Annotated in this window: 7 protein-coding genes and 1 pseudogene; 4 read left to right on the plus strand and 4 right to left on the minus strand. The window is 45.7% G+C overall.

Annotated elements, in window-relative coordinates:
- Positions 1-60: 60 nt before the first annotated feature.
- Genes ABH09_RS05920 through ABH09_RS05935 form a run of 4 tightly spaced genes read left to right on the plus strand, consistent with a single transcriptional unit; the run spans position 61 to position 8,626 of the window.
- The gene (locus ABH09_RS05920) at positions 61-1,632 is read left to right on the plus strand and encodes a 1,4-alpha-glucan branching protein domain-containing protein (RefSeq protein WP_253715595.1); all 1,572 of its coding nucleotides are present in this window, start codon (positions 61-63) and stop codon (positions 1,630-1,632) included.
- A gap of 23 nt (positions 1,633-1,655) precedes the next feature.
- Entirely contained in the window at positions 1,656-2,399 is a 744-nt protein-coding gene (gpmA, locus tag ABH09_RS05925) for a 2,3-diphosphoglycerate-dependent phosphoglycerate mutase (RefSeq protein ID WP_253715597.1), read from the plus strand.
- A gap of 20 nt (positions 2,400-2,419) precedes the next feature.
- A complete protein-coding gene (gene uvrA, locus ABH09_RS05930; protein ID WP_253715598.1) occupies positions 2,420-5,302 on the plus strand; it encodes an excinuclease ABC subunit UvrA in 2,883 nt (960 codons plus the stop codon).
- 21 nt (positions 5,303-5,323) lie between these two features.
- Entirely contained in the window at positions 5,324-8,626 is a 3,303-nt protein-coding gene (locus tag ABH09_RS05935) for an LPS-assembly protein LptD (RefSeq protein WP_253715600.1), read from the plus strand.
- Between the two features lie 180 nt (positions 8,627-8,806).
- Here ABH09_RS05935 and ABH09_RS05940 read toward each other — a convergent pair.
- The 4 genes and pseudogenes from ABH09_RS05940 to ABH09_RS05955 all read right to left on the minus strand — a co-directional run.
- Positions 8,807-9,028, minus strand: a pseudogene (locus ABH09_RS05940) (hypothetical protein); the annotation flags it as partial.
- A 444-nt stretch (positions 9,029-9,472) separates the two neighbouring features.
- A complete protein-coding gene (locus tag ABH09_RS05945; protein WP_253715602.1) occupies positions 9,473-10,387 on the minus strand; it encodes an Rpn family recombination-promoting nuclease/putative transposase in 915 nt (304 codons plus the stop codon).
- Between the two features lie 183 nt (positions 10,388-10,570).
- Complete coding sequence (locus ABH09_RS05950; RefSeq protein ID WP_253715604.1) at positions 10,571-11,956, minus strand: leucine-rich repeat domain-containing protein; 1,386 nt, start codon at positions 11,954-11,956, stop codon at positions 10,571-10,573.
- A gap of 260 nt (positions 11,957-12,216) precedes the next feature.
- The gene (locus ABH09_RS05955; RefSeq protein ID WP_253715606.1) at positions 12,217-13,656 is read right to left on the minus strand and encodes a C69 family dipeptidase; all 1,440 of its coding nucleotides are present in this window, start codon (positions 13,654-13,656) and stop codon (positions 12,217-12,219) included.
- Positions 13,657-13,663: the final 7 nt, after the last annotated feature.

The following is a 13,663-nucleotide window of genomic DNA, read 5'->3' on the forward strand; positions in this document are numbered from 1 at the left end:
AAGTTTTTGGATAACCCTACGCAGCCCTATGTTCGGAGAACAGTATATTCGAGGTACTCGATGATTAAAAAGACATTACTTTTTATTTTTCATGCTCACGTACCATATATCCGCCAATCGGATGAGAACGAACCGCTCGAAGCGGCACAGTTGTATGAGATGTTGTCATACGGTCTTTTGCCGTTCTTACGAATGTGCAGACGTTTGGATTCCGATGCCGTTTCGTTTAAATGCGCGCTGGTAATTTCTCCGCTTTTGTGTGAAATGCTAAAATCTTCCTTGTGGCAAGAGCGGTACGGCGTGTATTTGGATCGGCATATAACATTTGCACAACAGGAATTAAAACGGACATCCGGAACTGCCCGTGAAGATATTGTCAGGATGTACCTTGAATTTTTAACGCTTAATCGGGAAGATTTTCATACCCGTTATAAAAAAGATATTTTGAGCGGAATAAATTTCTTTGTTGCCAAGGGATGCATTGAACTGCTTGCGACATCGGCAACACCATGCTTTTTCCCGTTTTATCAGGATATGCCGGAAGCGCTTACCGCACAGATTGAACAAGGCCTCAGTAGTTTTCGGGAGGATTTTGAGGCGGTGCCTGCAGGGTTTTGGCTTCCGTCAATGGGATATGATACGGGATTAGACAGCATTATCAAGTCTTATGGTATCGATTATACCGTATTGGAAGGTCAGAGTTTCTTATTTGCCGATCGACCGCCGGTAAATGGTGTCTTTTCCGCCGCCATAGGCGAAAGCGGTTTGGCCTTCTTGGGGAAAGACAGTACAGCGTGCGCTGATGTTGCCAATCCCGAAACAGGGTTTTATCTGCACCCCGATTACCTCGACACCGATAAAGACGTCGGCTTCGAATTTGATGAACAAGCGCTTTCACCTCTGTTCGATGTGAAAAAAGGGCGGCGTGCAACGGGATTTTGCTATCACCGGCGAGGTGGCGGCGAATATAACGCAGCGGCAGGCGCACTGCAAGCGGAAAAGGATGCCGAACGGTTTATTGCAAACCGTAATGCGGTATTAACGGAAGCTATGGAATTGCTCGGTACCGATACCGATCCGCTGTGCTCGGTTTCCGTATTGCCGCTCAGGTTTCTCGGCAAAACGTGGATGGAAGGAATGCGATGGCTGGAAGCAGTGTTTTGCAAAGTTGCGCAGCGGCGTGATATGCAGTGCGCATTACCGACCGAATACCTTAAAAAAGTGCGGCGGATACAGAGTATTAATCCTTTTTATGCTTCCAACCTGCCGAGCGGGTATGCTGATGAACTGATTAACAGCTCTAACGATTGGATGTTTCCTCGTATTCAAAAGGCGACCGAACGGATGATCGACCTCGCAGGACGTTTCCGGAACGATCAAGGCCTTAAAGAGCGGATGCTGAATATGGCAGCGAGAGAACTGCTACTTGCGCAGTCGACCGATTGGCCGCTGATGGCGGATGCCCAAATCTCCGCCGACTATGCCGCCGCGGAGTGTGAGGAGCATCTTGCCGCCTTTACCGATGTATATGATTCGCTCGGTTCGGGCTCGATCGGTACCGACCGGTTGATTAAGAGAGAAAAAGAATATCCGATATTTTCGGATATGAATTATCGTTTTTTCATATCATAGGAAAGTTTTTATGGAGGTAGAAAATGAAATTAGTGCTTATACGGCATGGCGAAAGTGAATGGAACAAGTTGAACCTGTTTACCGGTTGGACTGATGTGGAATTGTCGGAAAAGGGTGTAGAGGAAGCAAAGGAAGGCGGAAAGGCGCTTGCCGCAGCCGGTTTTGACTTTGATATCTGCTATACCTCATACTTAAAGCGAGCAATCCATACGCTGCAATTCGTATTGGATGAGCTTGACCGCAATTGGCTCCCTGTCGTTAAAACATGGAAACTGAACGAACGGCATTACGGCGATCTGCAAGGATTGAACAAGGCTGAAACGGCTGAAAAATACGGGGAGGCGCAGGTAAAAATTTGGCGCCGTTCCTTCGATATTGCGCCGCCTGTTCTTTCGGAAGACGATGCGCGCTGCCCGTATCTCCAAACCGCATACCGTGGCGTCGATAAGGCGGAGTTGCCCCGTACCGAAAGCTTGAAAGATACCATTGCACGAGCTGTTCCGTATTTTGAATCGGTCATTAAAAAGGATATGCTGGCAGGTAAGCGCGTATTGATTGCCGCGCACGGTAATTCGCTGCGGGCGCTCATTAAATACTTTGAACATTTGAGCGACGAGGAGATTGTGCAGGTAAATCTGCCGACGGGCGTTCCCCTCGTCTATGAATTTGATGTTAATTTTAATGTGGTGAGCAAGGCCTATTTGGGAGATCAGGAAAAAATCAATGCCAAGATCAACGCCGTTGCGAACCAAGGCAAGGCGAAGTAAACGTTAATTTAATCTTTATCATGCAAGAAAATGAAACACAAAACAGCGCACACGTGAATAAACTCATCGTTAAAGGTGCGCGCGAGCACAATCTCAAAAATATCGATGTGGAGCTGCCCCGCGACAAGCTCATTGTGGTGTCGGGGCTTTCCGGTTCGGGAAAAAGCTCCCTTGCCTTTGATACCATCTTTGCCGAGGGGCAGCGGCGGTATGTGGAATCCCTTTCGGCGTATGCGCGGCAGTTCTTAGACCGTATGGATAAGCCCGATGTCGATTATATCGAAGGCTTGTCTCCTGCTATTTCCATAGAACAAAAGACTACGCACCGTAATCCGCGCTCGACGGTCGGTACGGTAACGGAAATTTACGACTACTACCGCCTCCTGTATGCCAGAACGGGGCATCCGCATTGTCCGCAGTGCGGGAAAGAAATTCAGGAGCAAACAGTCGATCAAATTATCGATGCGATTATGAGCTGGGAAGACCGTACCCGCGTTCAAATCCTCGCGCCGATTATCAAAGGCAAGAAGGGCGAACACCAGAAGATTATCGAAGACGCCCAAAAGGCGGGTTTTCTCCGTGCGCGCATCGACGGACTGACGGTTAATTTGGAAGACGGCGTTAAGCTCGATAAACAAAAGAAACACACTATAGAGATTATCGTAGACCGTATTCAGCTGTCCGCCGATGCCCGCAAACGCCTTTCGGAGTCGGTGGAAACTGCGTTGGAAAGTTCCGGCGGGACGCTGATAGCCTTGCGACAAAAGACAGCGGATGACCCGATAACGGAAGTGTTCTTTTCGCAAAAAAATGCCTGTCCCGACTGCGGTATTTCGATGCCGGATTTGCAGCCGCGCCTTTTTTCGTTTAATAACCCTTACGGCGCTTGCCCCGAATGTACCGGATTGGGGCTTAAACAGCATTTCGACTTTAAGCTGATAGTGCCGGACACCTCGCTTTCCTTTAACGAGGGGGCGTTCTTGCCCTATAATCCCGATTCCGCATGGAACCGCGCCCGTTTTGAAGCGCTTGCCCGCCGCTTCGGCTTTTCGCTCGACACGCCGGTAAAGGAACTATCAAAAAAAGAGCTAAAGATCATTATGGACGGCTCCGGCCTTGAACCGATTGAATTTGTGTACGAACGGCAGGACGGGTCGGGTAAGTCAAAGTATCGCCGTCCGTGGCTCGGCATCTATGCCGATATGCAGCGCCGGTATAATGAAGCGTATTCGGCAGCGCAGCGGGAATCGTACGAAAAATATATGGCGGTTACAACGTGCGAACACTGCGGCGGTAAGCGTTTAAAGCCGGAAGCCTTAGCCGTTACCGTCGGCGGTAAAAATATTTACGAGTTAAGCAGCCTTTCCGTCGGCGATTCAATTACGTTTTTTGAAAAGCTCAAGCTGACCGCTACGGAAAAAACCATCGCGCATCAAATTCTAAAAGAGATAACCTCCCGCCTCCAGTTTATGAAAAACGTGGGGCTTGACTATATCACCCTTGAACGGAAGGCGGCGACGCTGTCCGGCGGAGAATCGCAGCGGATACGGCTTGCAACCCAAATCGGCTCCAGCTTAATCGGAGTGCTGTACATCCTCGACGAACCATCCATCGGATTGCACCAGCGGGATAATCAGCGGCTGATCGATACACTGCTGTACCTGCGTAACCTCGGCAATACGCTCATCGTAGTAGAACACGACGAGCAAACCCTCCGCGTCGCCGACTACATCGTAGACCTAGGCCCGGGTGCAGGGGTGCACGGCGGCGCTGTCGTAGCGGCGGGGACTCCCGACGAGGTGATGCATGTAAAGGAAAGCCTTACCGGTCAGTACCTTGCGGGAACCCTCTGCATGGAACTCCCCGCAGAACGGCGGAAAGGAAACGGCGCCTTTTTAACCTTACAGGGAGTAACCGAGCATAATTTAAAGAATGTTTCGGTTTCCATCCCGCTCGGAGCCTTTACCTGCATCACCGGCGTTTCCGGTTCGGGAAAGTCCACGCTCCTTTCGGATGTACTGTATCCCGCCGTATCCAACGCGCTGATGCGCAGCGGTCTGCCGGAGGGCGCATACAAAAAGATAAAAGGGCTTGAGCATATCGATAAGGTTATCAATATCGACCAAAGCCCGATCGGCAGAACGCCCCGCTCGAATCCTGCGACCTATGTAGAGGTGTTTACCGCGATTCGCGACCTGTTTGCAAACTTGCCGGAAGCCAAAGCGCGGGGCTATAAGCCGGGACGTTTTTCGTTTAATGTGCGGGGCGGCCGCTGCGAGCACTGTCAGGGTGACGGCGCAATCGCAATCGAAATGAACTTTTTACCCGACGTGTATATCACCTGCGATGTGTGCCGCGGTAAACGGTTTAACAAAGAAACGCTCGATGTCCGGTACAAGGGGAAGAATATCTCCGACGTGCTCGAGATGACCATCGAAGAAGCCGCCGAGTTCTTTGCTCCCGTGCCGCAAATTGCCCGCAAAATGCAAACCCTCCTTTCGGTAGGGCTCGGCTATATCCGCCTCGGGCAATCGGCGCTTACCTTGTCGGGCGGCGAAGCGCAGCGGGTTAAACTGGCGCACGAGCTTTCCAAGCGTTCGACGGGGAAAACGCTCTATATTTTGGACGAGCCGACAACGGGACTGCATTTTGCAGATGTCAAACAGCTGATGGAGGTTATTCAACGGCTGGTGGATCAGGGGAATACCGCCCTTATGATCGAGCACAATCTCGATGTCATCCTACAAGCCGATCATATCATTGACCTCGGCCCTGAAGGAGGTTCCCGCGGCGGTACCGTTATTGCGGAAGGCACGCCGGAAGAAGTTGCCGAAGTGAAAAATTCCTACACGGGGTTTTACATTAAAGAGATGCTTGACCGACAGCGGCAAAAAAGCTCATAGGTTTTTATAGACAGCCGTATAATGAAAAAGCCGCTTGTTTCCGTTTTTTGCCTTTTTTTATTCATTCTCTCTTCTCCATACGCGCAGATTGCGAAAGAGCCGAAAGTTATTACCATCAATTCAGTGCGCGTGATGGAGGTATTCAAAAAAGAGAATAAGGCGCAATACAGTACCAAACCGGATAAAACCGATAAGAAAAAAGATACAAATAGCAGTGAAGATAAAACGGAATCTCCGACAGAACAAACCGCCGGTACGGAAAATATCTCCGACACTCAGACATCGGTAACAACCGAAGAGGCGCAAAAAGCCGTTGAGGAAAAAAAAGACGACATTATTGTGTTTACCGGCGGTGTTTCTCTTTCGGTAAAAGACGGCTCTACCGTTTCAACAATCGAATCGGATAAATTAGTGTATAATCGCTCCGAAAATACCATTGAGGCGGAAGGGAATGTTCACTACAGTAGAAAGAGCGGCGGTTCCGATGGGGCGGAAGAATTCATCGGCGAATTACTGCTATTCAATATCGACGAGATGGAAGGTATATTCCTTGACGGTACGATCAAACAGGCACCTCGGAAACAAGGGCAATCCCCTTTTACAATTCAGTCGGCAACGGTCGGTCGTGATTCGAGCGGTGTAATCGGATTTAAAGATGCCGTGCTAAGTACCAACCCCGATCCGGGCGAAGAACCGTTGTGGTCTATCCGTGCAAGTCGGATTTGGATGTTACCGGGTAATGAACTGGCATTTGCTAACGGTTATTTCTCCATCGGAATTGTGCCGATATTGTATCTACCGTTTTTTTATCATCCTGCCGATGAAATGCTTTTCCATCCCGTATTCGGCTTTCGGAATCGTGAGGGATACTTCCTTCAAACAACAACATATCTTCTTGGGCGTAAACCGCTTGATACCGATTCCAAAAAATCCGGTTCTTTTTCTAATTTTATGAAAAGTGATCGGCTTAAAAAACAAGAACGAATCGGTTTGTTTTTTAAGAACATGGAAGAAGATGAAACCGATATAAGTTCTGCATATATTAAATTAATTGCAGATACCTATTCACAACTCGGCGGTTTAGTCGGCATAGAAGGAAAGACAATTCCTAAAAATACACCGATTAGACAGCTCGATTTTTCAGTTTTTTTCGGAATGTCTCGGACACTTTTTCCTCTGAATAGAATCGGTACCGGCGGTATCTCACATACTACTTATGATACACATGGAAAAAGGCACTACAATAAAGGTTTTTTTCTGGGAATGCAGCTGCCGTTTCGATACAGAGCGCATATTAATTTTGGAATTTCGCAGGCGCCGTTTCAACTTTCGATAAGTGTGCCCCTTATTTCCGACCCTTATTTCAAGAAAGATTTTTTTGACCGATCGGAGGATATGAATTGGTTTAATTATCTTTTGAATAAAGAAAAATTAGCAAAAGGCGCCGATAGTATCGGACGTGAAAGCTCTTATTCTTGGAAAATAGACGGATCAATACGGCCATCATTTAGGAAAATCAGTCCATGGATCTCTTCATTTAATCTGGATACCGCATCTTTGACCGTTGATTTTTCTTCAAAAACTAAGCAATCAGTCACTGCTGAAGAGTTGTATGCTCCGCAGAGGGATTTCTTTTATCCTTCGCTTTTTAAACCGGAAGGAAAAATTTCAATTGCGGGAACCCTCCTATCCAATACTATGTTTAATCGAACACCGGCAAAAAAAATTCCTGATGTGGAAGGCATTGTACATCCGTTTATCACGCAGGATAAAGCACCGTCGGATAGCGAATCGGAAACTAAAACCGCCAATTCAAAACGGGATTTTTTTGATACTTTTATTCCTCCATTTAAACCGGTGTATGACAAAGAGTTCGATCATAGTATTGCATATTCGCTTAGTTATTCAGGTGATTTTTCTGCATTACAGGAAACAACCTTTGCTTCTTCGCAGTGGAATAATCCTGAAGATATAAGATGGAAAGACTATGAATCGCGATATTACCAATTGAAGGGGAGTGCAGGTTTAAAAGGTTCACTATCCTATTCGCAAAATCTTATTTCTCTCTCGAGTAACCTTGTCATTTCGGGAAATTATCAACGTCATCCATGGACACGGGATGTGAGTAAAAAGCCGATTTTAGAACTAAACAACTTTAAAGCAAACGTGTATACATTAAAGAACGAAAACTCAGTAACCGTCAATCCATTCGTGTACACTGATTTATTTAAACCTGTGTCATTCAGCTGGAATATCACAGAAATTTTAGCAAAAAATACATTTATCGGTACTTATAGTAATCCTAAATGGGAAACACAGAGAGTAAAGTGGAATAAAGATTTTATTACTGCGCATACGGGGACAGCAGTATTCGGCGTTATACTCGCAGAAAAATATACGCAAAAAATTACTTTTTCTATGAATTTGCCGCCCCTCTTGCAAGCCTATACTACGTCGCTTAATGTGTCGTTTCCTTATGGCACATTTGCGGCCTCTACAAAGTTGTCCGAAAAAGAGCATTCAGCAAAAAAATGGGCTTGGGAGCCTTTCAAGGCAGACTTAACATGGGTGCTTCCTTATGATATACGGATTGCCCAAACCTATATCTATAATATCCAAGATAAGAGCAACGAGCGGCTGCATATCACCTTTGGGTGGAAATATATTTCCGCCTTTTATACCCAAAGCAGAGAAGTACCACAAAAGCTCGTACCGGGAAGCGGATGGGTATTGGACGGTACGGAAAAACGGTTTATCCCCTTTGCCTTGGGTTTTTCGTTTTCCAACACTTCCAATCCGTTTACTATTTATGCATGGAAAAACCGTATCAAAATACAGCTTGGATTGTCGTCAACTTTACAGTTTAATTTAGTCCGTATTACTGACAGCTATTTTACGTTTGCTCCTAAGATTATTTTTAATATCCATGAATTTTGGGATTTTTCTTTCGGTTCATCAAGCAGGAATGATGTCATTGCACGATATTTTCAAAAAGCGCTCAATTTGCCGGTTGTTATTCCCGGTAATACTAATATACTTACCGATTTGGCTCAGTCTTTTTATTTTTGGAACAGATCGAAACGGGAAGCCTCGGGATTTAAACTGCAATCACTGGATATCGGTTTTACCCACTACCTCAAGGATTGGAAATTAAAACTCAATTGTGAAATCAAACCTCAGTTAAAGAATGAAGGTTCCCGTAAATATTATGAATTTAGTCCGACCATCACTTTTGCGGTGGAATGGAATCCTATCGGCGATATAAAAGTTGAGGCAAAAAAGAAAGAAGGAAAATTCTCTGTCGAGCGTGGCGAACTACAATAGAGCATCTTCTAAAAACTCAGTAGCGATGTTTCGGCCAAAGCCGAAACTCGCGTTCAAAAATTGACAAGGAGGTCAATTTTTGAACTTGGCACGGATGGCGGTGGTTCCATGCAGCAACGATGTTTTTGCGTGAGCAAAAACTGTAAGCAAAGACTGTACAAGGAGGTACAGTCTTTGCGATGGCATATTCTCGTTTATTGTCGATTGATGTTCTGCCAATACAATAATCTTATCGTCTACAAGGCAGGAAATATCATTAACAATGTTCATGTACATTATATTATCAAACCTTATATTTTCTACAGGACAGGAAAGCGGTAAATTAGTATGATGCAAGGCATTATACAGCGACAAAAAATTCTCTTTTGCAAATATGCGGGCATCTGCTGCGTCGCACGGCAAAAAAGTGTCCTCGACGTATACCCGATACGCCTGCGGTACTTTTTTGCCTAACTCCTTGCATCTGCTCCGCCTATTTGCAAAAGTGCTCATACTATATAACCGCCACGGATGGCGGGGGTTCCAGCATTACGATGTTTTGAGCTTTGCTCAAAACTCGAAGTCAACGACTGTACACGGATGTACAGTCGTTGACGGTCGACAAAAACCGAATCTTTGTATTTTCTGTTTGCTGTAGTCATAGCGGTTTACTCTTACAAGCGGTATTATAGCACAGATTATAGGATTTTGAAATGGAATTGTTGAGTTAAAACGGTTGCTATGGCGTTTTTTTATAACAACCATAGCATAAAAATCCCTCTGGTGTGGTATTCATAATTACCCATTACCAATTAAAGGGATTACCAATTAATTGTTTACCTATCACCAATTGATTACTGCGCACATCTAAAGCTTTTCGATTTCTTCAACGGAAAGACCTGTTCCTTCGGCTATTTTAGCAATGTCGATTCCAAGGCGCTTAAATGCTACGGCCGTTTCACGCTTTGTTTGGTATGAGCCTTCTGAAAAACCTTGTTCAATACCTTGCTCAATGCCTCGTTCAATGCCTCGTTCAATGCCTTCGGCAAAGGCGATTTCTCGTTCTTCGGCACGCTGTACGGCTATATCGGTTTCATAATCATATTCGGCTAGCAGCATATTTATTACCTCCTTAGTCTTGCGCTTTAGATACTCACGCAAAATATTGTTCTCTATACATTCTTCGACGGCTTTTTCAAAACCGTTTTGCGGGTCTATCTCTTTCCACTTTCTTACCGTTTCCACAAATATACTGTATTCCTGTATCGTTTGGCAGTTTTCCAATACCGGATGGCGGTTTTGCCGATTTATATTTATTACTTTAACGGTTAATTCAAGATTAGCTTGTGTTGTGTTTTCTATAAAAGCCTCCGATAGTTTCAGAGTTTTATCAGAAGGATAGGATTCTTCACCATTATAAAAAACATAAAACTCAGGAGTAGGAATATTTAAGAGCTTACGGCTATATTTTTCTTTTGATTCAAAGAGTGTTTCATACAGGCGGCCGATGTATTCAAGACAACGCAGCGGCATATTGGGATTTATCGTAGACTGGTGTTCTGCAAGGACTATTATTCTATTATCTACAAGATAGGATACGTCATTATAGAATGCCATATAAAGAACTTGCTCAAGCCTGATATTTTTTAACTTTCCTACAGCCGTAAGTTTTGTTCCATGCAAAGCATTATAGAGTGATAAAAAGTTTTCTTTAGCCTTTTCATCTTCACTGAATAGATCAACAAATACCGAATCTTTGTATTTTCTGTTTGCCGTACTCATAGCGGTTTCCCTCGCTTATTGCAGTATAGCATAACTTACTCGGATGTTCAAAGAGATCGAATAGGGGAAGCCTTTTCTTTTTTTCGATAAAAAGAAAACTCTTCCCCTCTGACCTCGTAATCCACAATTATCAATTACACATTACAAATTATGAATTACCCATTAAATCAATTCCCCATTCTCTTAAATGTCTTCCTCAATATAGCCCTTCATTTTTTGCATCTTCCAGTGCTTTACGTTTTTTGCGTCCTCAAAGGCTTTTTTAAGGCTTTCAGGCTGGCTGAAGTTTTTGCAGTTCTCTTCGGAAGCTGTTTGGTCGGCATAAAGCAGAGCCTTTGCCTTGTCGCTTACCTCACGTGCCGGCAAATCGTTAAAGAGCTTTGTGAAGGCATCGGCATTAAGCTTATTTTGGAAGCATTCCAGCTTTTTCAAAGCGGTGCAACTTTGCACGTTGAGGGCAGTGAGCTGATTATTGGAGCAGTACAGCTGTTGTAATTTAGTTAAGCCTTGCACGTTAAGAGTGGTAAGCTTATTACCTTCGCAGTCCAGCTTTTGCAATTTGGTTAAGCCTTGCACGTTAAGCTCAGGTATCTTATTGCTGTCGCAAATAAGCTCTTGCAAGGCAGTGCAGTCTGACACGTTAAGAGTTTTGAGCTGATTGTATCCACAGTTAAGCTTTTGCAAGGCGGTACAGCCCTGCACGTCGAGGGTTGCGAGCTGAGTGTTGTTATTGCAGTCAAGCTCTTGCAAAGCAGTTAAGCCCTGCACGTTAAGGGTGGTAAGCTCATTGCCTATGCAGTTCAGCTTTTGCAATTTGGTTAAGCCTTGCACGTTAAGCTCAGGTATCTGATTGGTTCTGCAGTCAAGCTCTTGCAATGCGGTTAAGCCTTGCACGTCAAGCTCGGTAATATTATTGTACTGGCAGTTAAGCTTTTGCAAGGCGGTACAGCCTGAGGCGTCAAGGGCAATGAGCGGTCTGTTACCTCCTGGCGTTTCTTCACCGCTGCAGTTAAGCTCGGTGATGTCTCCTATGAGGGTAATTTGTGTTCCCGCTTCTTTTGCTGTGAGTGTGGTTTCTACATTGCTTGCAAGCTCGGTTTCGTTGCAGCCTTCCACTTTTATGGCAGAGCCGTCAGCTGTTTTTGCCTTTACTTTTACGGTATTCTTGCCTGCCTCAAGGGTGAGGATGGCTTTTTTTGGCTCAAAGCTCACGGTGATTGTTGCAGGCTGGGTTACAGTCAGTGTGTAGGTCTCAGCTGTGCCGTTTACGGCGTTGCCGTCGAGCGTCCAGCCCTTTACTTTGTAACCCTTGTCAGGCGTTGCGGTAAAGGTCACGGTTTTGCCTTGTTCGACGGTAGTATCAGTTTTTATTTCCGTTTCACCTATCTTTGCGGTAAGGGTCCCCCCCCCCCCATCTACACTAAAGGTTACCGTGTACTTGGGCGTTGCCGGCTTATTTCCGTGTGCATTGGGGCAGCCGGTAAAAAGCAGTGTTAAAAATACAGCTATGATGAGCGCCGCGGCTCCTCTCAAGGTGTGCGCCTTTTTGCCGATTCTACACTTTGTCATATAAACCTCCTATATTCAATGTGTAATGGGTAATTGGTGATGTGTAATTACAAATCACCCATTACGCATTATTAATTAACGATTATTCATTATGATAGAAAAAATCTTCTTAATAAAGTAATTTTAATGAAAAAAGAACTCTGGTTGCTTAAAAAGAACCATGGTTACAGTAAAAGAGGGAATCAATTTTTAATTGGTACTGTTTAATGTGTAATAGGTAATCGAATTGTCCGATTACCCATTACCCATTACCCATTACTTTACAGGTTCTTATCCATTTTGAAGCTGAGCTTTGAATAGTTAAATGATTCCAGCATCAGCTGCGCGATCAGGTCTTTGGTCTTTTTGATGACATAAGCGGCGGTCTTTTCGTTTTCTGCGGTAAGGAATTCGGTCAGCTTTTCTCCGGTCAGGGCTTTGCCTGCTTCGGTGATTTCGTGAACGCGTTTGAATCCGTAGGTTTGCATCTCGTGCAAATAGGTTATATTTGATTCGCGGAACGCCGGATAGCGGCTTTCGGTTAAAAACCCGAGGATTTTAAACAGCCAATAGGCGTTTTCGAGCGAAACGGTCGCCGTCTTTTTTTTGTAGATTTTCGGTGTGTCGTTGATGTTGGTAAAAAACGGCACATAGGGGGTAAAGGCGGTGGTGCCGAATGCGAGCCACTGAATAGCAGCCATACCTTCCGGTACGCCGGAACGCAGCTGGAGAATATGGGATTCCGCCGTGCGGGAAAGGGAGATTCCTCTGAACCGTGTTTTTTCATAGTCGGTTCCCGCCTTGCCGAGCGGATCGTAAACGGTTTCGTTGTAATGCGAACTCAAGATATACTGAACATCCTCTACCGAAATCAGTCTGCTCGCCTTTCGTATAAACGGGATATCGTTGGATACGGGGCTTTGCTCTATTTCGGGGTTCAGGTATTTTTGCGCGAACCATGCGCGCGGCGTGTTGTACACACGGTCTTTCTCGGTTGAGGTACCGAAAATATGGCGGAAGTTAAAGCCTTCGCGGTCGGGATTGAGCTTATGCGCATCGACAAATGCCTGAATGCCGTCCGCCCACATAAAATCACGCTCGTTTGAAAAATCGATGGTTTCGATACAGACCTGATTAGGTGCGACAGCATAGCAGTCATCGGGGATGCGCTGCGCGACCCAGTAATGTCCGCACGGGATTTCCATATACCATGCTTCGTCCGCATCGGCAAACAGGATACCGTTGCCTTCCGCCGAACCGTACTGCGCAATGAGCTTACCTAAAAAGGCGACCCCTTCCCGCGCGGAATTGATAAACGGCGCTATGATGTTGTGAATTGCGTCCTCCCCGATACCGTCCGGCACGAGCGGATCGAATGCAAGCACGCGCGGGTTGCCGTATACGCTTTCAGTGGAGCTGACGGCAATATTCTTTTCGTTGATTCCTGCTTCTCCGTATTCGCCTTCATCTCCCTTCAGCAGCTGAAATGCCTGAGGCGTAGAAGTACAGCGCAGCGCCTTCTCCGGCAGCGCAACGGTAACGCCGGTGTTCTTCGACGTATAGGTACGGTTTTTGATCTCGCTTGCAGGCATCACGGTAAAAAGCTTAACCGAAACCGCTTCATGAAAGTCCTCGTTGCGGGCAATCATCACCGAACCGTCAACTGAGGCCTTTTTACCCACCAGCACGGTGGTACAAGCCTGATGATGTGTGTTTTTCATATAATCG

The sequence above is a fragment of the Treponema sp. OMZ 803 genome (assembly GCF_024181165.1).
GTDB lineage: Bacteria > Spirochaetota > Spirochaetia > Treponematales > Treponemataceae > Treponema.